This is a genomic window from Pararhizobium mangrovi, assembly GCF_006516965.1.
Classification (GTDB): Bacteria; Pseudomonadota; Alphaproteobacteria; order Rhizobiales; family Rhizobiaceae; genus Pararhizobium_B; species Pararhizobium_B mangrovi.
In genome coordinates this window covers 102,957-120,162 of the sequence record NZ_VHLH01000014.1, presented here as the reverse complement: position 1 = coordinate 120,162, position 17,206 = coordinate 102,957, and the positions used below count along the sequence as shown (strand labels likewise).

At 66.5% G+C, this 17,206-nt stretch carries 20 protein-coding genes; 2 read left to right on the top strand and 18 right to left on the bottom strand.

Translation table 11 applies throughout. The annotated features are described in order from the left end of the window. Positions 1 to 220 precede the first annotated feature (220 nt). Positions 221 to 1,978 (top strand): tetratricopeptide repeat-containing sulfotransferase family protein, encoded by a 1,758-nt coding sequence (locus FJU11_RS09195; protein WP_141166747.1) that lies wholly within the window; start codon positions 221 to 223, stop codon positions 1,976 to 1,978. Between the two features lie 9 nt (positions 1,979 to 1,987). On the opposite strand, the gene FJU11_RS09190 is transcribed toward FJU11_RS09195, so the two are convergent. The 18 genes from FJU11_RS09190 to FJU11_RS09105 form a co-directional block, all read right to left on the bottom strand. Beyond that, entirely contained in the window at positions 1,988 to 2,656 is a 669-nt protein-coding gene (locus FJU11_RS09190) for a nucleotidyltransferase family protein (protein WP_141166746.1), read from the bottom strand. Next, positions 2,635 to 3,264 (bottom strand): hypothetical protein, encoded by a 630-nt coding sequence (locus FJU11_RS09185; protein WP_141166745.1) that lies wholly within the window; start codon positions 3,262 to 3,264, stop codon positions 2,635 to 2,637. The genes FJU11_RS09190 and FJU11_RS09185 overlap by 22 nt, the downstream gene beginning before the upstream one ends. 24 nt (positions 3,265 to 3,288) lie before the next feature. Next, positions 3,289 to 5,706: a phenylalanine--tRNA ligase subunit beta gene (pheT, locus tag FJU11_RS09180; RefSeq protein ID WP_141166744.1), complete on the bottom strand. Its 2,418-nt coding sequence runs from the start codon at positions 5,704 to 5,706 to the stop codon at positions 3,289 to 3,291. Positions 5,707 to 5,733: 27 nt separating this feature from the next. Next, the gene (locus FJU11_RS09175; RefSeq protein ID WP_141166743.1) at positions 5,734 to 6,138 is read right to left on the bottom strand and encodes a GFA family protein; all 405 of its coding nucleotides are present in this window, start codon (positions 6,136 to 6,138) and stop codon (positions 5,734 to 5,736) included. Then, entirely contained in the window at positions 6,135 to 6,413 is a 279-nt protein-coding gene (locus tag FJU11_RS09170; protein ID WP_141166742.1) for a DUF2442 domain-containing protein, read from the bottom strand. Before FJU11_RS09170 ends, FJU11_RS09175 begins: the two co-directional genes overlap by 4 nt. Beyond that, on the bottom strand, positions 6,382 to 6,630 hold the full coding sequence (locus FJU11_RS09165) for a DUF4160 domain-containing protein (protein WP_141166741.1): 249 nt from the start codon (positions 6,628 to 6,630) through the stop codon (positions 6,382 to 6,384). The genes FJU11_RS09170 and FJU11_RS09165 overlap by 32 nt, the downstream gene beginning before the upstream one ends. 3 nt (positions 6,631 to 6,633) lie before the next feature. Next, positions 6,634 to 7,719, bottom strand: coding sequence for a phenylalanine--tRNA ligase subunit alpha (gene pheS / locus FJU11_RS09160; RefSeq protein ID WP_141166740.1), 1,086 nt, complete (start codon positions 7,717 to 7,719; stop codon positions 6,634 to 6,636). Between the two features lie 34 nt (positions 7,720 to 7,753). Beyond that, a complete protein-coding gene (locus FJU11_RS09155; protein WP_141166755.1) occupies positions 7,754 to 8,812 on the bottom strand; it encodes an aromatic ring-hydroxylating oxygenase subunit alpha in 1,059 nt (352 codons plus the stop codon). Positions 8,813 to 9,124: 312 nt separating this feature from the next. Then, the gene (locus FJU11_RS09150) at positions 9,125 to 9,394 is read right to left on the bottom strand and encodes an exodeoxyribonuclease VII small subunit (protein WP_141166739.1); all 270 of its coding nucleotides are present in this window, start codon (positions 9,392 to 9,394) and stop codon (positions 9,125 to 9,127) included. A 2-nt stretch (positions 9,395 to 9,396) separates the two neighbouring features. After that, the gene (locus FJU11_RS09145; RefSeq protein ID WP_141166738.1) at positions 9,397 to 10,326 is read right to left on the bottom strand and encodes a histone deacetylase family protein; all 930 of its coding nucleotides are present in this window, start codon (positions 10,324 to 10,326) and stop codon (positions 9,397 to 9,399) included. A 104-nt stretch (positions 10,327 to 10,430) separates the two neighbouring features. Further along, the gene (locus FJU11_RS09140) at positions 10,431 to 11,048 is read right to left on the bottom strand and encodes a glutathione S-transferase family protein (RefSeq protein WP_141166737.1); all 618 of its coding nucleotides are present in this window, start codon (positions 11,046 to 11,048) and stop codon (positions 10,431 to 10,433) included. 18 nt (positions 11,049 to 11,066) lie between these two features. Further along, on the bottom strand, positions 11,067 to 12,176 hold the full coding sequence (gene aroC / locus FJU11_RS09135) for a chorismate synthase (protein ID WP_141166736.1): 1,110 nt from the start codon (positions 12,174 to 12,176) through the stop codon (positions 11,067 to 11,069). Between the two features lie 128 nt (positions 12,177 to 12,304). Then, positions 12,305 to 12,706 carry a DUF1398 domain-containing protein gene (locus FJU11_RS09130; protein WP_141166735.1) on the bottom strand — a complete coding sequence of 134 codons (402 nt, stop codon included), beginning with the start codon at positions 12,704 to 12,706 and terminating at the stop codon, positions 12,305 to 12,307. 28 nt (positions 12,707 to 12,734) lie between these two features. Then, positions 12,735 to 13,187 carry a MarR family winged helix-turn-helix transcriptional regulator gene (locus FJU11_RS09125; RefSeq protein WP_210242864.1) on the bottom strand — a complete coding sequence of 151 codons (453 nt, stop codon included), beginning with the start codon at positions 13,185 to 13,187 and terminating at the stop codon, positions 12,735 to 12,737. 130 nt (positions 13,188 to 13,317) lie between these two features. Continuing rightward, the gene (locus tag FJU11_RS09120; RefSeq protein WP_141166733.1) at positions 13,318 to 13,902 is read right to left on the bottom strand and encodes a histidine phosphatase family protein; all 585 of its coding nucleotides are present in this window, start codon (positions 13,900 to 13,902) and stop codon (positions 13,318 to 13,320) included. 52 nt (positions 13,903 to 13,954) lie between these two features. Then, a complete protein-coding gene (fabI, locus tag FJU11_RS09115) occupies positions 13,955 to 14,773 on the bottom strand; it encodes an enoyl-ACP reductase FabI (RefSeq protein WP_141166732.1) in 819 nt (272 codons plus the stop codon). A gap of 115 nt (positions 14,774 to 14,888) precedes the next feature. Continuing rightward, complete coding sequence (locus tag FJU11_RS09110) at positions 14,889 to 15,875, bottom strand: DnaJ domain-containing protein (RefSeq protein ID WP_141166731.1); 987 nt, start codon at positions 15,873 to 15,875, stop codon at positions 14,889 to 14,891. Between the two features lie 129 nt (positions 15,876 to 16,004). Next, the gene (locus FJU11_RS09105) at positions 16,005 to 16,502 is read right to left on the bottom strand and encodes an RT0821/Lpp0805 family surface protein (protein WP_141166730.1); all 498 of its coding nucleotides are present in this window, start codon (positions 16,500 to 16,502) and stop codon (positions 16,005 to 16,007) included. A 50-nt stretch (positions 16,503 to 16,552) separates the two neighbouring features. Here FJU11_RS09105 and pdxH point away from each other — a divergent pair, with 50 nt between their 5' ends. After that, positions 16,553 to 17,173: a pyridoxamine 5'-phosphate oxidase gene (gene pdxH / locus FJU11_RS09100; protein ID WP_141166729.1), complete on the top strand. Its 621-nt coding sequence runs from the start codon at positions 16,553 to 16,555 to the stop codon at positions 17,171 to 17,173. The last annotated feature ends 33 nt before the right edge of the window (positions 17,174 to 17,206 follow it).

Below are 17,206 nucleotides of genomic sequence, written 5' to 3'. Positions count from 1 at the left end.
GGCACCGTCCCCATGGCGGGATAAACGACACCGTGCCCATCAGCCGCCTCGGTCTCGATCAGGACAACCTGTTGAGGCTCCACATCTAGACCCTTCGATTGCATCCCTCGCCGAGCGGGGCTAACCCGGTCCGCGACGAGAACGCGATCCGTGCCGTGAACCCGCTCGCCTTGCGGAAGGGTTTGCCCGACGGCTCGATCGGCAGAAGGGAAGACGCGCCATGAACCGAGCGACCAGACGCCGCCAGGAAGCCGAGCGCAAGCGGTCCGGTGCGACGACCGGGCGAGGTGGCAAGCAGGCGCCCGCGGTCGATCCGCACGCAGAAGTGATCCAGCGTGCCCTGCGCGCGCAACAGGCCGGACGGCGCGACGAGGCGGTGACGCTCTACCGCTCGGTGCTCGAGCGCGACCGGGACCATGCGGCCGCGAACCATTTCCTCGGCCTCCTGCACCATCAGGCGGGAAACATCGAGGAAGGCGGGCCGCTCATCGCCCGTTCGCTGGAACTGGCGCCGGACAATCCGGAATTCCACAACAATGCCGGCATCGTGCTCAGCCAGATCGGCCAGTTCGAACGCGCGGTCGAACGGCTCCGGCGCGCCGTCGAACTCAAGCCCGACTATGCGGTCGCCTGGAACAATCTGGCGAGCGCGCAAGCCAAGCTCGAACGCTTCGACGAAGCCATCGAAAGTGGCGAACGGGCGCTCGCGTTGCAGGCGAGCTACACGGCCGCGCGCTGGACACTCGCCAACACGCTGAAGGCGGCGGGACGCATGGAGGCGGCGGCCGACGCCTATCGCCGCGTGCTCGAACGCGAGCCGAACGCGGCGGAGGTGCACTATCAGCTCGCCATGACGGAGATGGAGGCCGGGCGCATCGCCGAGGCGAGTGAGAGCTTTCGCCGGACGACCGTGCTGAAACCACGCCATGCCGATGCGCATCTGATGCTGGCGCTCGTGCGCAAGCCGCATGAGATGGATGACGAGATGGCGGCGATGGAGCGGCTCTACGCGCGTGCCGACGCGACGCGTGCCGAGCGCATGCTGCTCGCCTTCGCGCTCGCCAAGTCGCTGGAAGACATCGGCCGATACGACGAGGCCTTCGACTATCTGCTCGCCGGCAACGCGGCGCGTCGCGAGACGATCGACTACGATCCGGCAGCGACGCGGCGCGACTTCAAGGAGGTGCGCCGCGTCTTCTCGGCGGAGTTCTTCGCCTCGCTCGGCGACGGGCACGGCGATCCGGACACCACACCGGTCTTCGTCATGGGCATGCCGCGCTCGGGCACCTCGCTCGTCGAGCAGATCGTGGCCGCCCATCCCCAGATTGCCGGGCGCGGCGAGATCCTGGCCTTGCAGCAGACGGCGAGCCGCTTCTTCGCGCAGGAAAACGCGATGTTTCCGGAAAACCTCGGCAGCATCGCGCCCGAAACCTTCCGCGCGGCGGGCGAGGCCTACGTGGCGAGCCTTCGCGCCAATGTCGGCCCGGCGCTTCGCGTCAGCGACAAGATGCCGGGCAATTTCCTCTTCGTCGGGCTGATCCGCGCGATCCTTCCGAACGCGACGCTTTTGCACTGCGTGCGCGAGGCACCGGCGACCTGCCTTTCGATCTTCAAGACCTATTTTCGCTCGACCGGGCACAAATACGCCTACAATCTCGACGAGTTGGCGGAATTCTACGTGCTCTACGCGCAGCTGATGGCGCACTGGCAGGCCGTGCTTCCGGGCTTCGTGACCGACGTGCGCTACGAGGAACTGGTCGCCGATCAGGAGGCGCAGTCGCGTCGGTTGATTGCGGCGACCGGTCTCGAATGGGACGAGCGCTGCCTCGCCTTCCAGGACGCGAAGCATCCGGTGCGCACGGCGAGTGCTGCGCAGGTGCGACAGCCGATCTATTCGTCCTCGGTCAAGCTCTGGCAGCGCTACGAAAAGGGCCTCGCGCCGCTGATCGGGCGGCTTGCGGAGAACGACGTCGCGTAACCGGCGGGTTCAGCCCGCGCCGGGCCACGGTTCGACGACGATCTCCGGCCAGCAGGCCTTCGCGCGTTGTGCCTTCTCGGCGAAGGTTTCGGCGTTTGCGAGTGCCGGGTTCGGCACGAGGCGCAGGCCGAAGATCGCGTCGAGGCCGAAAGGTGCGACGATCGCGAGCGTATCGTCGGCACGAAGGCGAACGCCGACCGCATGGGTCTTCGCGGCAAAGAAGGAAAGCGAGTCCGCGCTTGCCGCGTAAGCCGGGCAATCGATGCCGAAATGGTCGCGGTACCATAGATGCACGCGCGCCTGGTTGCGGATCTCGACGGGTACGGGAAGTGCGGCGAAGCGATCGGCGGCCCGGCGGATGGCCGCGTCCTCGGCCTCGTAGGAACGATCGGCGGCGTCGAAATAGAAAAGATCGATATCCTTGATGCCGTGGCCGGAAGGCCTGCCCGTGAGTGCGTTCCAGACGGTGTTGTAGATGGCACCGGAGACGATCAACCAGTCGGGCAGGTCGAGCGTGCGGGCGGCTTGAAGGGCCGTTCGGGTCAGCGGATCGCCAAGCAGGATCGTTGCGAGAGCGGCTTCCTGTTCCGCGCGAGAACGGGTGGCGAGGTGGAGATCGAGGTCTGTGCGGCGCGTCGATACGCCCTCGCCGACGCTCAAGGCAGGATGTCCTGCCATTCGGCTTCGTGGCTGCCTTCGTGATTTTCCATGCCGGGACGGGTGAGGATGCCCCGCGGGGTGACGAAGCTCGAGATTTCACGCCGCGGCCGCTCGTGCCAAGTGATGTTGAAGGCGAAGCACCGCGGGAAGAATTCGAGCGCGGAATAGGGCAGATGGTCGTGGATCCACCAGGCAAGGCGGCGCCAGTCGCCTTCCGCCTGGAACCGGTCCCAGAAGGACGGCACGACGATGCAGGCCGTGGCGCCCATGCAGCCGTCGGCGTCGCGCCGGTCCCAGATGTGGCCGGCGAAATTGTCCTCGTTCTTCGCGCAATTGTAGGCGCTCTTGCCTTCCGCCTGCATGGCGTTGCCGAGCGCGTTCACCTCGCTCGAGCGATAGGCCGAGCGGATGGCGATGCGCCCGAACGCCTGCTGCAGCGGTTCGAGCAGGTCTTCGCAAAGCCGCGTGCCGGCGGCGATCGCGAGGTCCGGATCGTCGGGCGCGTTCGTCTGGCCATGGATCGCGGCGATGTCGGAAAACAGGAAGTCGCGCATGAAGAAGCTCGCCGACAGGCGCGTGCGGCCGAACTCCGTCAGGCTCGCGACGCTCTGCGGTTTCCTCCTCATGCCAACCCCTCCGGGACGGCGGCGCTATCCGCGAAGCGTGCCGCCGGTCGTCTTTTCCACGTTGGCGACGATCGTCGCGGAAAGGGTTTCCAAATCCTCTTCCGTTAGCGTGCGCTCGCTCGGCCGGATCGCGACCTCGATGGCGACCGACTTCTTGTCCTCGCCGAGCGATGCGCCTTCGAAGACGTCGAAGACTTCGACGTTGGTGATCAGCTTCTTGTCGGCTCCCGCCGCCGCGCGAAGGATCGACGCAGCTTCGATCGTCTGATCGACGACGAAGGCGAAGTCTCGCGTGACGGTCTGGAAGGGCGAGAGGGCGAGCGGCGGCTTGGTCTTCGTCGGCTTGCGCTTCGGCTCCGGCACGGCGTCGAGAACAATCTCGAAGCCGGCGATCGGACCCTTTGTGTCGAGCGCTTCCAGTGTCGTCGGGTGGAACTCGCCGAAATGGCCGAGTACGATTTTGGGGCCGAGCTTGATCGTGCCGGAACGGCCCGGGTGGTACCAGTCCGGCCCGCCTTTTTCGATCTGAACCTTCGTCGGATCCATGCCGCAGGCGGCGAGAACGGCGAGCGCATCGGCCTTCACGTCGAAGACACCGACGGGCGCAGCCGCACCCTGCCAATGGCGTCCCCCGCCTTCGAGACCGGCCGTGCCGCGACGGATGCCGCCGGCGACGCGTCGCTGCGTTTCGGGCGTGTCGCCTTGGTAGATGCCCGAGACTTCGAAGAGGGCCGTATCGGCGAAGCCGCGATCGGCGTTGCGCTTGGCGGCGGCAATGAGGCCGGGCAGCAGCGAGGGACGCATGTCCGACATGTCGGCGGCGATCGGGTTGGCGAGCTTGAGCGCGGCCTGCCCACCGCCGAAGGCTTCCGCCTGCGCGGCCGGAATGAACGACCAGGTGACGGCTTCGAGCATGCCGCGCGCGGCGAGCGCCCGGCGGGCATCGCGCGTGCGGTTCTGCAGCGTGGTGAGGATGCGCGTCGGCACGCCGCCGTCGCGTTCGAGCGGAACCGGCGCGATGCGGTTCACGCCGTGGATGCGCATGATCTCCTCGACGAGATCGGCCTTGCCGTCGACATCCGGCCGCCATGAAGGCACGGTGACGGGCACGCTCTCGCCTTCGCCCCTGTCGCCTTTCTGCGGTTCGAAACCGAGGCGGGAGAGGATCGCGAGCGCTTCCGTCAGCGCGACGGCGATGCCCGTCAGCCGCTCGACTTCGGCGACGGGGAAATCAACGGTCTTCGTCTCGTCGTCGCGATGGTCGACGATCGTGGCCTCGCTCGGCGTGCCGCCGCAGATCTCCGTGACGAGCCGGGTCGCGAGATCGAGGCCGCCTTCCATGAAGGCCGGATCGACGCCGCGCTCGAAACGGTAGCGCGCATCGGTGATGATGCCGAGCGTGCGTCCCGTGGTGGCGATGTTCGTCGGTTCCCAGAGGGCGGACTCGATCAGCACCTCGGTGGTGTTCTCGTCGCAGCCCGTGCGCTCGCCACCCATGACGCCGGCGAGCGACTCGACGCCGTTGTCGTCGGCGATGACGCACATGGCGGGCGTCAGCGTATAGGTGCGCTCGTCCAGCGCCTCGATCGTTTCGCCGTCGGCCGCGCGGCGCACCGTCAGATTGCCGACGACCTTGGCGGCGTCGAAGACGTGGAGCGGGCGGCCGCGATCGAAGGTGATGTAGTTCGTGATGTCGACGAGCGCGTTGATCGGGCGCAGACCGATCGCAAGCAGGCGCTGCTGCATCCAGCGCGGGCTCTCGGCGTTCTTGACGCCGGAAACCTTGCAGAGCGCGAAGCCGGGGCAGAGCTCGGGCGCCTCGACAGCGACGGAAACCGGGCAGGCGCCTTCGCCCGCGACAGGCGTAGAAGCGGCCGTCTTCACCGTGCCGAGGCCGGCGGCGGCGAGATCGCGCGCGATGCCGGAAACGCCGGTGCAATCCGGCCGGTTCGGCGTCAGGCCGATGTCGATCACGGGATCGTCGAGGCCGGCATAGTCGGCGAAGGACGCGCCGACGGGGGCGTCTTCCGGTAGGTCGATGATGCCGTCGTGGTCGTCGGAGATCTGGAGTTCGCGCTCCGAGCACATCATGCCGCGGCTTTCGACGCCCCGGATCGTGCCGACTTCCAGATCGACGCCGATGCCCGGAATATGCGTGCCGGGTGCCGCAAAGGCGCCGATCAAGCCTTCGCGCGCGTTCGGCGCACCGCAGACGACCTGCACCGGATCGCCCGTGCCGGTATCGACGGTGAGCACCTGCAGCTTGTCGGCGTTCGGATGCTTTTGCGCCGAGACGACGCGCGCGACGGTGAAGGGCCGGAAGGCCGCCTTGTCGTCGACCTCCTCGACCTCGAGCCCGATCATGGTGAGCGTCTCGACGATCGTGTCGAGCGAGGCGTCGGTTTCGAGGTGGTCCTTGAGCCAGGAAAGGGTGAATTTCATGGGAAACAATGCGTCCTTGCGGAAGGGTCAGCGCTCGATCGAGAAACGGTCGTGGCGCGGCAAATCGTCGGCGATGTGCAGGAAGGAAAGCCGCTGGCTCTCGAAGGCGTGGAGGGTCGGGGGGAAGGCTTCGGGGTCGTCCATCACGCCGAGATAGACGTAGATCTCACCGGGCAGACGATCGTCGCGATAGGAAAGCGGCGAGCCGCATTCCCCGCAGAAGGAACGTTCGATCGGGCCTTCGCGGAACGTGCGAGCGGCCTCGCCCTCGAAGCGCATGTCCTCGGCGCGGAAGCCGACGAAGGCCGAAGCGGGCGCACCGGTCGTCTTGCGGCAGTCGACGCAGTGGCACCACGAGCGCCAGAGGGCTTCTCCCTCGGCCGCGAGACGAACGGCACCGCACCGGCAACCGCCTTCGTGACGCGCGCTCATTCCGCAGCCACCGTGGGTTCGACGGCGTTCGGGTATTTCCAGCCGCGCAGCATGCCACGCACGGAAAGATCCTCATCGACGATCGGCCAGTGCACCCCGTCGAGCATGAGCTCGACCGTGTTGCGTTCGGCATGCGTCGCCGAAGCGAGGCGTGGATACCACCACAGCGGCGTCACGACCTCGCGGCCGTCGGTCAGGGTCACATGCAGGTGGCTCGGATCGCACCATGCCTGGACCGGCTTTTCATTTTCCGGATAGGGAACGGAAGAAGTCATCCCAGGCCTCCAGAAAGCTCTGTTTCTCTTCGCTCGCAACCGAAAGAATACGCTTCAAATCCGAAGCCTTGAAGCCCTTCTCTTCGGCAAGCACGATCGGTTCGAGCCAGATCTTGGCCTGCGCGCCATGACCCGAGACGTGGATATGCGGCGGTTCGTTCATGTCCGAACCGTAGAAATGGAAGCGGTATCCGTATCGGCGCAGGACCGTCGGCATCGATCACCCGCTCAACCCCGAAAACAGCGTCGGCACGTCGAGGGGGCGGAAGCCGTAGTGTTCGATCCAGCGCACGTCGGCGTCGAAAAAGGCGCGCAAGTCCGGCATGCCGTATTTCAGCATGGCGAGGCGGTCAATGCCCATGCCCCAGGCGAAGCCCTGGTAGAAGTCCGGGTCGAGGCCGCCGGCGCGAAGCACGTTCGGGTGGACCATGCCGCAGCCGAGGATCTCCATCCAGTCCGTGCCTTCGCCGAACTTCACTTCCGAGCCCGAACGGTCGCACTGGATGTCGACCTCGAGGCTCGGCTCGGTGAAGGGAAAGAAGGATGGGCGGAAGCGCATCGTCACCTGATCGACCTCAAAGAAGGCCTTGCAGAACTCCTCGTGCACCCACTTCATGTTGGCGACGTTCGCCTTGGTGTCGACGACGAGGCCTTCGACCTGATGGAACATCGGCGAGTGTGTCGCGTCGGAATCCTGCCGGTAGGTCTTGCCGGGGATGACGATGCGGATCGGCGGCTTTTGCTTCTCCATCGTGCGGATCTGCACGGGCGAGGTATGCGTGCGTAAGACCTTGCGCTCGCCGGCGTCGTTTTCCGGCAGGAAGAACGTGTCGTGCATCTCGCGGGCGGGATGGCCCTCGGGAAAGTTCAGCGCCGTGAAATTGTAGTAGTCCGTCTCGATGTCCGGGCCTTCGGCGATCGCGAAGCCCATGTCGGCGTAGATCGCGGTCAGCTCGTCGATCACCTGGCTGATCGGATGGATGCGACCGCGCTCGGCGGGCGAGGGGCGAACGGGCAGCGTGACGTCGACGCTTTCGGCCGCAAGCCGCTCGGCGATCGCCGCTTCTCGCAGCTCGCTCTTCCGCGCGGCGATCGCGTCGGTGACTTCCTGCTTGAGCCCGTTGATCGCGGGGCCCGCCGTCTGCCGCTCCTCCGGCGTCATCCGGCCGAGCGTCTTCAGCTTTTCCGAGACCGAGCCCTTCTTGCCGATCGCGCCGACGCGCACGGCCTCGATTTCCCTCTCGTCGCTCGCTGCAGCGACATCGGCGAGGATCGTTTCCTTCAGTGCGGCCAGATCGTCGGACATTCCATTCCTCATGCGTGGAGCTTTTGTCGCCCGGTTACGAGCGCCAGCGCAGCGTCTGCGGTTTCAGCGGGTTGGCGAAGGAGCGGCCTTCGGCGAGCGCTTCCTGCCATTCGGACTTGATGCGCGCCCACCAGCGCGCCTGCGTGTCGGCGTCGTTGATCATCATCAGGCGCGGCTCCCAGACGAGACCTTCGCGCTGGCGCACGACGGCCTCGCGATCCTGCCCGAGGAAGACGTTCATCAGATATTCGGCGAGCGGGCGGCCGTATTTCACGAGGCCCATCGTCGAATAGAAGAACTGGTAGACTTCCGTGCGCTGGCCGTCGATCGGCGTCAGCGCCGTCACGGCGACGACGGAATGCTTCGAGCCGGCGACGTCCTCGATGCGGTAGCCGGGAAGCCGGTAGGCGATCTCGGTCGTGACGTCATCTCCGAGCAGCTTGTAGACGAGGTTTTGCGGCGGCAGCGCGTGGCGCACCATGCGCCAGCCGAAGGGCGCCGGCTCGAAGGACTTCTCCTTCGGGCGCAGCGTCCGGCCGTTCTTCTTGAACCACCAGGAGGTGTGAATATAGGCGGCGTGCGTCGGGTCCATCAGGCCGAAGGCGGCGTGATCCACCGAGCAGTCGAATTCCTGCATGATGGCGGCGGCCGGCGGCGTTTCGGGCGCGATGTGCGGGAAGATCTCGACGTCGGGCATCGGGCCGTCTTCCGGCGCCTCGCCGTTCGCGGCGAAATAGACCCAGACGAGCCCGTAGCGCTCGACGCAGGGATAGGCGCCGCAATTGATCTTCGCGACGTCGATCTTCTGGCCTTCGGCGAGGCTTGGGATCTCGACGCAGGTGCCGTTCTCGTCGAAGCGCCAGCCATGGTAGCAGCAACGCAGCGAGCAGCCTTCGACCATGCCGTAGGAAAGCGGGATGCCGCGATGCGGGCAGAGATCGCGCAGCGCGAAGGCCGTGCCGTCCTCGCCGCGTGCGAGCACGACCGGCTCGCCGAGCAGCGTCTTCGCCTTCGTCTTTCCGCGCTTGAGCGAGCGCGAGGTGGCTGCCACGTACCAGCAGCCGCGCAACATTTCGCTCTTCAAGCCCTGCATTGCCTTCATGGTCGTCGAAACCCCGTCGGGATGCGTCCTCGCCCATGCGGTTAACGCCTCGCGGGACGTCCTGCAATGCGAAAACCCGCACGGGGCGCGGCTGTGCGGGTCGGAAGGTCGGCGAGGTTGCGCCGTGGACTGCCGTCGTACCCGGGTCCGGGCCGAGGCGTCACCCGACTTTCGCCGATCCGAACGACGCCGGATCCTCGGCTCGGATCCACGGCGTTTTTCCGGGGGATCCGGATCGGCGTCTTTGCTCTTTCGCACGAAGGGAAAAGCGGTAGACTTCCGTACGACGACCGCGGGGAAACCTTACTCCTCGTCCAGCGGCTCGGTGCCCTGCGGTTTGCCGCTGCGGTCGAGGCGGATCTTTTCGATGCGGTTTTCCGCGGCGTTGAGCAGCGTTTCGCAGTGCCGCTTCAGCGCTTCGCCGCGCTCGTAGATCTCGATCGACTTGTCGAGGGCGACGTCGCCCTTTTCCAGATGGTCGACGATGCGCTCGAGCTGTTCGACGGCGTGTTCGAACGTCATTTCGGCGATATCGGCGTTCTTTTCCGGCGTTTGCGGCGTCGGATCGGACATGATTACCCCTTCATCAGGCGCAGGATGTGCACGGCTGCCGATTCGGCGAGCCCGGCGAGGTCGTAGCCGCCCTCGAGCACGCTGACCAGCCGGTGGTCGCACAGCCGTCCGGCGATATCCATGAGTTTGCCCGTCGCCCAGTCGAAGTCTCCGTCGAGGAGGTTGAGTTGGCCGAGCGGATCGCGGTGGTGCGCGTCGAAGCCGGCCGAAACGACGATGAGATCCGGCCGGAACGCCTCGACCGCCGGCAGGACGCGGCTCGTGAAGGCCTCGTGGAAATGCTCGCTGCCCGCATGGGCCGAAAGCGGCGCGTTGACGATGGTGCCGTGCGCGCCGGTCTCGGAGCGCGCGCCGGTCCCGGGATAGTGCGGGAACTGGTGCGTCGAGCAGTAGAGGACGGAAGTGTCGGACCAGAAGATGTCCTGCGTGCCGTTGCCGTGATGGACGTCCCAATCGACGATGGCGACGCGTTCGAGCCCGTGTGTGCGCTGGGCATGGCGCGCGGCGATTGCCGCCTGGTTGAAGAGGCAGAAGCCCATGGCCTTGTCGTGCTCGGCATGGTGGCCGGGCGGGCGCGTTGCGACGAAACCGTTGTCGATCTCGCCGGCCATCACGGCGTCGATCGCCAGACATGCGCCGCCGACGCCCGCAAGCGCCGCGTCGAGGCTCTTCGGCGTCATCACCGTGTCGGGATCGAGCGAGACCGTGCCTTCTTCCGGCAGCATGCGGACGAGCTTCGCCAGATGCGCCTCGTCGTGGCATGACAGCACGCTTTCGCGCTCGGCGACCGGCGCCTCGACGCGCTCGAGCCGCGCGAAGTTCTCGTGTTCGAGCGCGACATCGATGGCGCGCAGGCGGTCGGCGCGTTCGGGGTGTCCGTCGGGCGTATGGTGCTCGAGGCAGACGGGATTGGCGTAAAAGCGCGTGGTCATTGCGTTAACATAGATTTAAGCGTTCGCCCGGTCCATCGCAGCGCGCAGACGCGAACCGGTTATCCCCCGGCTTGGGCGCCGGCAGTGACGGGAAAGCCTCACATCTAGGCGTTGAGCGCCGCCGTCGCGGCCTCTTCCTTTTCCCTCCCACGCACGGCCGCCGGTCTTTCGAGACAGCGTTGCATGTAGAAACGAAGCACGGGCGAGGGTGCGAGAACCTTCATGGTTTCCATGAAGCTCAGCGTGCCGGAGATCATGAAGTCGGCCATGGTGAAGCGGTCCGCCGCGACCCACTCGCGTTCGGCGAGCCGGGTTTCGAGCGCCGACATCATCCGGTCGAAGCTGCCCCACGGGTAGGCTGCGGGATTGGCCGGCAGGTCCACGAACTTTTCCGTCATCGCCGGCTCCATCGCCGAGGGCGTGTAGAAGAGCCAGAACAGGAACTCGCCGCGTGCCGGGTCGTCGATGCGCGGAGCGAGATCGCCGGGCGCATAGCGGTCCGCCAGATAGAGCGCGATCGCCGCCGAATCGGCCATTCGGACGTCGCCGTCGACGATCGCCGGCAGCTTGCCGAGCGGGCTCGCGGCCTTGAAGGCGGCTGGATCTTCGCGATCCTTGGCCCTGAAATCGATGAATGCCAGCTCGTAGGGCTGGCCGACCTCTTCCAACGCCCAGAACATGCGGACGGCTCTCGTCTTCGGAGCCCAGTAAAGCGTGATCATGGCATGCTTCCTCGAGGGTTAACGATCGACGACGCGCTCTCCGTTCTGCCCGCGGTCGCGCAGGTAGTGGTCGGCGAGGATGCAGGCGAGCATCGCCTCGCCGATCGGCACGGCGCGGATGCCGACGCATGGGTCGTGCCGGCCCTTGGTGCGGACCGAGACGGCGTTGCCGTCGCGATCGACACTCGGGCGTTCGGTAAGGATGGAAGATGTCGGCTTGACGGCGAAGCGGGCGACGATCGGCATGCCCGTCGAGATTCCGCCGAGGATGCCGCCGGCGTGGTTGGAGGAAAAGGAAGGCGTGCCGTTCTCGCCGGGGTGCATCGCGTCGGCGTTTTCCTCGCCGGTGAGCGCTGCGGCGGCGAAGCCCTCGCCGATCTCCACACCCTTCACGGCATTGATCGACATCAGGCCGCTCGCGATGTCCTGGTCGAGCTTGCCGTAGATCGGGGCGCCGAGCCCGGCCGGCACGCCTTCGGCCACCACCTCGACGATGGCGCCGACGGACGAGCCGCGCTTGCGAATGTCGTCGAGATAGTCTTCCCAGACCGGCACGATCGCCGGGTCGGGCGCGAAGAACGGGTTCTGGTCGGCCGAATCCCAGTTCCAGTTCGCCCGGTCGATCGGCTTGTCGCCGATCTGCACGAGGGCTGCGCGCACGCGCATGCCGGGGACGACCTTGCGTGCAAGCCCGCCGGCTGCGACACGGGCTGCGGTCTCGCGGGCCGAGGAACGCCCGCCGCCGCGATAGTCGCGCAGGCCGTATTTCACGTCGTAGGTATAGTCGGCATGGCCCGGCCGGTATTGCCGGGCGATCTCGGAATAGTCCTTGGAGCGCTGGTCGGTGTTCTCGATCATCATCGAGACGGGCGTGCCGGTGGTTGTCAGATACTCGCCGCCGGCCTCGTCCGGCAGCACGCCGGAGAGAATCTTTACCGCGTCGGCCTCGCGGCGCTGCGTGACGAAGCGCGACTGGCCGGGCTTGCGCCGGTCGAGAAAGTGCTGGATCTCGGCCGGCGTGAAGCGGATGCCGGGCGGGCAGCCGTCGACGACGCAGCCGAGCGCCGGCCCGTGGCTCTCGCCCCAGGTCGTCACGCGGAAAAGATGACCGAAGGTGTTGTGCGACATGAGGGTTCGCCTGCGCTCGATCGATCGGAGCCGAAACTGCGCCGGCCCGTTTGTTCGCCCCGATATCTACGCCAAAGCGTGGCGCGCGCAAACGGGGCGCTTCCGAACGAGACGGAACGGGTGCAGACCTACTGCGGGAGGTGCTCGACATGCGTTTCGGCGGACCTGCCGAAATAGACGGCGCGGCGACCGCTGAACGAAACGATGTAGCCTGCGCAACCGGCTTCCATGATCGTCTTGCAGAACCCCGCATAGCTGTATCCCGGCACGAGCTGCTGCGCTTCGCGGATGGCGCCCTGGATGATTGTCGTGTCGAAATTGGCAGCTACCGATACGGCCGGCCGGTGCGTCGACACGGCGACGCTGTCGCCATCGGGGCGGTAATAGACGGCGCTCGCGCGACGGAAATCGATCGCGTAGCTCTCGAAGCCCTCCTGCATGAGCGTTCCGACGATCTCGGGGAACGTCATCGAATTGTCCTCCGCTCCGCGCAGGCACTTCTCGGCGGCGTCCTTCTGGCTCTGGTCCATCGTCATTCTCCGGGATGAAAAGGGTCGGCTACTCCATCAATACGGCGGCAATGCCGAGCCGTGCGACGGTTTCCTTCAGGATGCGCTCCAGCGCCTTGCGGTCCTCGTCGGGCATGGGCGCGAAGCACTCCGCCTCGTTCCGGTCGGCGAGCACCGCGAGTTCGGGAACGAACCCGTTCCCCTTCGCCGTCAGTTCCAGGGTCTGGGCGCGCCCGTCGTCGGCGCTTGCGCGTCTGGCGACCAGACCCTTGCCGATCAGGCGGTCCGCCAATTTGGTGACGGCACCGCGCGTCAGGCCCATCCGTTCGGCCAGGCGGCTCGGCGGCGTCGGTGGGTGGTCGTAAAGGACGCGCATCACCGCCCATTCCGCGACCGTCACGTCCTTTGCCTCCAGCTTGCGGGCAAAGCTATGCGAGACGTGATTGGAGACCTGACGCAACCAGTAGCCGAGATGGGTCGTAAGATCGGGAATTTCCGCCAGCACGGTTCTCCTTTGTTGAGTAGGAAACTACTTCCGTTTTGTTTCCTAGTCAACAGAGAGAGATAACTTGCCGCCGATCGTCTGTGCGCTAAACGAGGGGGATTCGAACGGAAGAACGGTGGAACCGGGCTCAGAGCCAGTCGAGCGTGGTTCCGTCGTATTTCAGGATACGATCCTGCGGGGTTTCGGCGTGGGCCGCTTCGTCGCCGGGGAGACCGCCGACCAGGAAGAAGATCGCCCGCATGATGCCGCCATGGCACACGCACACGGTATCCTTTTCGACCGAGCGCAGCCACGGCTCGACGCGTTCGGCGAGCATGGCATAGCTTTCCGCGCTTTCGCCGGGCGGCACGAAGCCCCATTTGTCGGCCTCGCGCGCTTCCACCGGGCCGGGTTCAGTCTCGGCGACGGTTTCGAGCGTGCGTCCTTCCCATTCGCCGAAGGAAAGTTCGACGATCCGTTCCTCGGTGCGGAAATCTTCCGGCGGCAGGCCGAGTTCGCCGCGGATGATGCGCATCGTCTCGCGCGTGCGGTCCATCGGGCTCGCGACGTAGTCGAACGTCGCCGCCCGATCGCCGAGGATTTCCGCGAGGTGCTTGCCGTTGCCGTGCGCCTGGGCGCGACCCGTGTCGTTCAGCGGAATGTCGTGGCTGCCCTGAAGCTGCTCCGAGACGTTCCAGTCCGTCTGGCCGTGGCGAATGAAGTAGATGAGCACGCGGCGTGTCCTTGGTCGCGACCGTCTTCGCAAACGGCGGGATTGAGCGGCGTCAGTCCTTGACGACGGAAATGTCGGGGGCGTCGACCGCCTTCATGCCGACCGTGTGGTAGCCGGCGTCGACGTGATGGACCTCGCCGGTGACGCCGCGCGAGAGATCGGAAAGCAGGTAGAGCGCGGAATCGCCGACCTCCTCGATGGTTGTCGCCTTCTTCAGCGGCGCGTTGTACTCGTTCCACTTCAGGATGTAGCGGAAATCGCCGATCGCCGACGCTGCGAGCGTGCGGATCGGCCCCGCCGAGAGCGCGTTCACGCGGATCTTCTTCACGCCGAGATCGACGGCGAGGTAGCGCACGCTCGCCTCGAGCGCCGCCTTCGCGACACCCATGACGTTGTAGTGCGGCATCACCTTTTCGGCGCCGTAATAGGTGAGCGTCAGCACCGATCCGCCGTCGTTCATCAGGCTTTCGGCGCGCTGCATCACCGAGGTGAGCGAATAGACGGAAATGTCCATCGTGCGCTGGAAGTTGTCGCGCGAGGTGTCGATGTAGCGCCCCGTCAGCTCGTCGCGGTCGGAAAAGGCGATGGCGTGCACGAGAAAGTCGATCGAGCCCCATTCCTCGCGGAGGTTCTCGAAGGCCTGATCGATGGAAGCCGGGTCGTTCACGTCGCACTGGCCGGCGGCGATGCCGCCGAGCTCTGCCGCGAGCGGCTCGACACGCTTCTTCACCGCGTCGTTCTGGTAGGTCAGCGCGACTTCGGCCCCGGCATCGGCGCAGGCCTTGGCGATGCCCCACGCGATGGAACGGTTGTTCGCGACGCCCATGACGACGCCGCGCTTCCCGTTCATCAGACCCGTCGCCTGGACCATGTCCTTCTCCTTGAGCTTAAATGACAAATCTGGCTATGGCACAGCCGCTTCGAGCGTTCAAGCTGGCACGCGCCGCCGGGACACCGCGTGCACAGGCGTCGCCGGAAGGCAACAGCTACGCATCCCGGCCACGCTGAACGCGCACGAAATCGGCGATTGCGGCATCGCGCCGGGCATCGACGACGACGCGCAGATGGACGACGAGGTCGCCGCGCGCGCCTTGCGCGTCACGTAGCCCGCGGCCGGAAAGGCGAAGCGTGCGGTCGGAGCCCGACCATGCGGGAACGACGATCGCAAGCGCGCCGTCCGGCAGGTCGATCCTGTGCGTCGCCCCGAGCAGCGCCGTGGCGAGATCGATCGCGAGCACGGTGTGCAGTGTCGTGCCGCTCGACCAGAAACCGTCATGGGCGCACAGGCGGACGACGGCGTCGTACGGACCGGCCGAACCGGCGGTCGAGACGGGAATGCGCTGGCCCTCGCGGAGGTCTCCCGGCAGATCGAGGCGTCGTGTCGCTCCGTTCGGCAGCCGCGCCGTCACCGGCCCGCCGGTCAGCGCCAGCGTGACGGGTACGGCGAGATCGAAGCCGCGTCCGGTCTCGGCGGCGGGGGCGTGCCCGGCGGCACCGCTCGTCCGCTCGCGCCTTCGAAAGAGCGTCGCCAGCGCACGCGAAACGGTGACGCTGCCCTGTCGATCGGGGCGTTGCGCGGTCTGCCGGTCGTCGTGGTCGGGCAGCTCGGGAACGATCTCCGGCGCGAGCTCCGGCGTTTCGGCGAGCTTCGTGCGCGTATCGGGGCCGACGCCGAAAATGCGTTCCATCATTCTTTCGGCGCTGTCGGGTTCGTCCGTTTGGCCGGTGTCGCGTCCGGCCGGTACGCCTGCGCGCGTCGCGGCTTCGCGTGCGCCGGGCATGCGCTCGTCGTCGCTCCGGTATTTTAGAAGAGCTTGGTAGGCCTCGCCGATTTCCTGAAAGCGGCGATGCGCCCGTTCGGCGCCGGCGTGCCGGTCCGGGTGCCAGCGCTTGGCGAGCGCGCGGTAGGCCGCCTTGATGGCATACCGGTCGGCGGATCCGGGCAGGCCGAGGACCGCATAGGGATCACGCATGACACATCCTCTCGCGCCGCTCACTCCGCCCGGCGATGTCGGCTTCGCCGTTCCCGAACGCGGCGAGCGTAAGGCGGCCGGCCTAAGGAAGGGTTTAGCCTCCAAGGTTCGCGAAATGGAAGAAGCCCGTCAGCCGGGCGGCGCGGGAAGGGGCTGGACGTCCGGATCCTTCGGGGCGAAGACGACGAGGTTCCAGGTTTCGCCGTCGCGCGAACAGGTTCGTCCCTCGTAGAGCGCGATGCCGCGATAGCTGTGGCGCGTGGTCGTGAAGGCGCGGCAGACTTCGTCGCCGTTGCGTGTCGTGCGGATCTGCGAGACGATACCGGTCGTCCCGCTCGCGCCGTCCGTCCAGGCAAGCGGTGTCGACGCGTCGCCCTCTTTTACGGCCGCGACGGCGGCGCCGGCGGCTTCGCCATCGCCTTGCGCATCGCTATCGGTCGTCCGGTCCTTCTCAGTGGATGGCGGGGCGATCGAGCCGGTCACGAGCGAACGGTCGGGCTGCGTGCCGCCGGCGAAAAGGTGCGGCTGACGTGCGCAGGCCGAAAGCGCGAGGAGGGCGAGAACGCCGGCTGCCGCGCGAAAGCCAGCCGGCTTGCACACAAGCCTCGACTTTGCCGCATCGTGCACGAAGTAAACCTTCCGAACGGATGAACGCGAAACCCTTCAAGCGAGACACCATGCCCGAACCATCCTTAACAGGCGATGACTTCACCCAGGCCGACGAGCCGGTGGCCCTCTTCGAGCGCTGGCTGAAGGACGCCGAGGAGAGCGAGCCCAACGACCCTTCGGCCGTCGCGCTCTCGACCGTCGACGCCGACGGGCTGCCGGACGTGCGCATGGTTCTCCTGAAGGCCTACGACCAGCGCGGCTTCGTCTTTTATACCAATTTCGAGAGTGCCAAGGGGCTGCAGCTTCTTTCCACCGGCAAGGCGGCGATGTGCTTCCACTGGAAATCGCGACGCCGGCAGGTGCGCCTGCGCGGACGCGTCGAGGAAGTGACGAAGGCCGAGGCGGACGCCTATTTCGCCTCGCGGGCCCGCGGCAGCCGCATCGGCGCGTGGGCGTCGGCCCAGTCGCGTCCGCTCGAAAAGCGCTCCGTGCTGGAAGACGCCGTCGCCGAGCTCGAAAAGCAGTATCCGGAAGGCGAGGTGCCGCGCCCGCCGCACTGGTCGGGCTTTCGCATCGTGCCGGTGCAGATCGAGTTCTGGCAGGACGGCGCCTATCGGCTGCACGACCGGATCGTCTTTTCGCGCGGCGACGAAAACGAGGAATGGACGAAGCAGCGGCTCTATCCGTGATCCCGCATTGCGCCTGCGCGTGCCGGCCTGCTG

Bases quoted from the DNA above. Each gene is read 5' to 3' on its own strand.
- FJU11_RS09165 (WP_141166741.1), bottom strand. From the start codon at position 6,630: ATGCCGACGGTCCTGCGCCGATACGGATACCGCTTCCATTTCTACGGT.
- FJU11_RS09110 (WP_141166731.1), bottom strand. From the start codon at position 15,875: ATGCGTGATCCCTATGCGGTCCTCGGCCTGCCCGGATCCGCCGACCGG.
- pheS (WP_141166740.1), bottom strand. From the start codon at position 7,719: ATGTCCGACGATCTGGCCGCACTGAAGGAAACGATCCTCGCCGATGTC.
- FJU11_RS09195 (WP_141166747.1), top strand. From the start codon at position 221: ATGAACCGAGCGACCAGACGCCGCCAGGAAGCCGAGCGCAAGCGGTCC.
- pdxH (WP_141166729.1), top strand. From the start codon at position 16,553: ATGCCCGAACCATCCTTAACAGGCGATGACTTCACCCAGGCCGACGAG.
- aroC (WP_141166736.1), bottom strand. From the start codon at position 12,176: ATGTCGCACAACACCTTCGGTCATCTTTTCCGCGTGACGACCTGGGGC.
- FJU11_RS09190 (WP_141166746.1), bottom strand. From the start codon at position 2,656: ATGGCAGGACATCCTGCCTTGAGCGTCGGCGAGGGCGTATCGACGCGC.
- pheT (WP_141166744.1), bottom strand. From the start codon at position 5,706: ATGAAATTCACCCTTTCCTGGCTCAAGGACCACCTCGAAACCGACGCC.
- FJU11_RS09145 (WP_141166738.1), bottom strand. From the start codon at position 10,326: ATGACCACGCGCTTTTACGCCAATCCCGTCTGCCTCGAGCACCATACG.
- FJU11_RS09185 (WP_141166745.1), bottom strand. From the start codon at position 3,264: ATGAGGAGGAAACCGCAGAGCGTCGCGAGCCTGACGGAGTTCGGCCGC.
- FJU11_RS09155 (WP_141166755.1), bottom strand. From the start codon at position 8,812: ATGCAGGGCTTGAAGAGCGAAATGTTGCGCGGCTGCTGGTACGTGGCA.
- fabI (WP_141166732.1), bottom strand. From the start codon at position 14,773: ATGGTCCAGGCGACGGGTCTGATGAACGGGAAGCGCGGCGTCGTCATG.
- FJU11_RS09170 (WP_141166742.1), bottom strand. From the start codon at position 6,413: ATGACTTCTTCCGTTCCCTATCCGGAAAATGAAAAGCCGGTCCAGGCA.
- FJU11_RS09175 (WP_141166743.1), bottom strand. From the start codon at position 6,138: ATGAGCGCGCGTCACGAAGGCGGTTGCCGGTGCGGTGCCGTTCGTCTC.
- FJU11_RS09150 (WP_141166739.1), bottom strand. From the start codon at position 9,394: ATGTCCGATCCGACGCCGCAAACGCCGGAAAAGAACGCCGATATCGCC.
- FJU11_RS09130 (WP_141166735.1), bottom strand. From the start codon at position 12,706: ATGGACCAGAGCCAGAAGGACGCCGCCGAGAAGTGCCTGCGCGGAGCG.
- FJU11_RS09140 (WP_141166737.1), bottom strand. From the start codon at position 11,048: ATGATCACGCTTTACTGGGCTCCGAAGACGAGAGCCGTCCGCATGTTC.